The organism is Shewanella algicola, from assembly GCF_014648035.1.
In the GTDB taxonomy this organism is placed as follows: domain Bacteria; phylum Pseudomonadota; class Gammaproteobacteria; order Enterobacterales; family Shewanellaceae; genus Shewanella; species Shewanella algicola.
On the sequence record NZ_BMQI01000117.1, the window covers coordinates 1 to 2,441 of the forward strand.

Consider the following 2,441-nt stretch of genomic DNA (forward strand, 5'->3'; position numbering starts at 1 on the left):
CCTGTTTTGATTAGATATTGGACTGATAATTCCAGGGCAAGAACTGTTGTGGATTAGCCTTAACTTCACTTTCCATTCGCTGTATCGTATTAAAGTAATCCAGCACATTTATACCCGCTTCGGCTGATGTCGCTATCATCGCCATGATCACATCCGCAATGCTCGCACCAGCCTGTGTTTTATGGAACAGGGCATTTTTTCGGTTGCGAGCAACTAGCTTGAGTGCTTGCTCCGCTCGGTTATTATCCAGCTGTGCTCCCTCGAGACGGCAGAAGGCGGTCAGCCCCTCATAATGCTTAGTAAAATAATTAATTGCTTTACCAAGCCCGCTGTTTTCTTCTGTATTTCCCCTGTTCAGCTCGGCCTGACCCCAGTTTCGGATCTGCTCCATTACCGGAAGTGATAGCTTTTTATGCCAAGCTAACCGTTGCCCCGCGTTAAGTCCTAGCTCCCTGGCTTCATCATCGTGTCGCCAGATTTCACCATACCACTGTAGTACTTGCTCCACTTCATCTGGAAACTGATTAAGGACTTCGGCAAACTGCCGTCGTCCGTGACTGTTGCACAGACTGTGTTCGACCACGTAATCAAGCGATGGGCGGTTGCTGGATAAGGCATCACTCATCAATATCGGGGGCGCGAGTGTCCGGCCACGGTCATGTAAAATCTCGTCGATGAACTCGCCGGCATGACCGATATTGGTCTGATACAACACGACAGTACGACCCTCTTTTAAGCCCGCGACTAAACCGGAGCTGTAAACACCACTGCGCTCTCGGGTTTTTGTTCCATTTCTCTGCGGCTTTTCTATCGGGACTTTGTCTAAAATTCGGTTGGTCGTGTCATCTAAATAATAGTGCTCCGCGTTTGCGGCAAACACTCTTAACAAGTTATAAATGGGTTGCAAGCTATTGGCGACTAACTCGACTTGGTCAAAGATGGTTGAGGCGGTCAGTTTAATCCCCATCAGCGCTTGCGTACTCTCCTGACGATAGTAGGGTGCACCTGCAAAAAACTTGTGAAGAGCCATCAGGCTGCGGGCACTGTAACCATACTTCTGGCTTGGCTCTCCATCATTTATCACGTTATTAGGTAACTTGGCAGTGAAGTACTGACCACAGGCATTGCAACGTAGCCGCTCCATAACGTGTTGCTCTGGGACGAACGGACTTTGCCCAGTGATCCGCAACAGCGTAGCGGGCTCGTATTTATATAACTTGCCTTTTTGACACTCGGGGCAACTATCGCCTTTCTTTAGATCGTCCAGTTTATGCTGAGTGACTTTCGGTTTCACTGGTGGTGTGCTGGGTTGGGTATTTTTAGGCTTAGGACGTTTTTGACCGCGGTTTTTGTTTTTCTTATTTTTCTGGCCGAGTAGAGTGTCCATCGTTTCTGATGACTTGACCATGCCAACCAACTTACGCAATTTATGCAGGGTGATATCGTTATCAGATAGACGCTCTTGCAAGGCAGCCAGCGTCTTTAATGCCTTCAACAAGATGTGGCAATCTTCCGCACTCAGTGCTAAGTCGTGCTCCTTTGCCTCGTGCACTCGCTGGATAAGCCCGTCCAGCTCTTCGCTGTCAATATCGGTAAAGTCTTGCGCCATTTAAGTTCCTGTCGGCTGGCTTGCAGTGCTGATGCGCTCAATTATTCCAGCATTGTGGGATCGGTCAACATGATCGTGAGGATCGATAACTTAAGGGGGAATAGTGTGCGTACGGTCATACTTTTTGCCAGCCAGGCAGCCCCACCAACAGAGCTTTAAGCTGCTTCGCGGCGACAGGGGTCACCCCATCTTGGTGATGACGGGGCCAATCTTGAAAGCGGCCTTTGCTCAGGCGTTTATTGATTAACCAGAAGCCAGAGCCGTCATAACATAATGCTCTAAGCATGGTTTGACGGCGGTTGGTAAACACAAACAGGGTTCCGCTACGAGGCGACTGTTTTAGCTGATGACGACACAGGGCGGCGAGTCCATCAATACCACAGCGAAAATCGGCTGGTTGAGTCGCAAGCAGGATTTTACTCTCAGCAGTCAGGTGGATCATTTTACTTCTCCTGCTTCTTGTATCAGAGCTCGCAATAAGTCAAGAGAGACAAGGCCGCTGATACGGATCTGACTTGAATTAGGAAGAGTGAGCTGAAGGCTCAGGTCTGATTTAGGTAGTAAATCAGGCTCTATCTGTAACGGAACAAAATCAGGAGCGGACGACTTAACGGGAAGTTGCTTGCGCCAGTCATTGAGCTGGGTGGTGCAGATCCGTAGTGCTTTGGTCACGTGACTGATCGGATATTCTTCAAGCAGCTTGAGTGCTAAGCAGCGTAGTTCATCGGGGATACTGGCATGTTTATTAATGCGGGTTTGTCGCCAGTGCTCAAAGTCAGCAGTGGCCTGAATCAGGTTTTTCTGGTTTTGCATGGTGCCTTCCTTATATTGG

At 48.9% G+C, this 2,441-nt stretch carries 3 protein-coding genes; all 3 read right to left on the minus strand.

Going from position 1 to position 2,441, the window contains the following annotated elements; genetic code table 11:
- Window positions 1-10: 10 nt before the first annotated feature.
- Complete coding sequence (tnpC, locus tag IEY42_RS21890; RefSeq protein WP_188927284.1) at window positions 11-1,609, minus strand: IS66 family transposase; 1,599 nt, start codon at window positions 1,607-1,609, stop codon at window positions 11-13.
- Window positions 1,610-1,724: 115 nt separating this feature from the next.
- The gene (tnpB, locus tag IEY42_RS21895) at window positions 1,725-2,051 is read right to left on the minus strand and encodes an IS66 family insertion sequence element accessory protein TnpB (RefSeq protein ID WP_004393962.1); all 327 of its coding nucleotides are present in this window, start codon (window positions 2,049-2,051) and stop codon (window positions 1,725-1,727) included.
- Window positions 2,048-2,441: hypothetical protein (locus IEY42_RS21900; RefSeq protein WP_229780254.1), on the minus strand; the 394-nt coding region annotated here is incomplete at its 5' end. The genes tnpB and IEY42_RS21900, both read right to left, overlap by 4 nt.

Coding starts and splice junctions, on each gene's coding strand:
- tnpB (WP_004393962.1), bottom strand. CDS start 2,051: ATGATCCACCTGACTGCTGAGAGTAAAATCCTGCTTGCGACTCAACCA.
- tnpC (WP_188927284.1), bottom strand. CDS start 1,609: ATGGCGCAAGACTTTACCGATATTGACAGCGAAGAGCTGGACGGGCTT.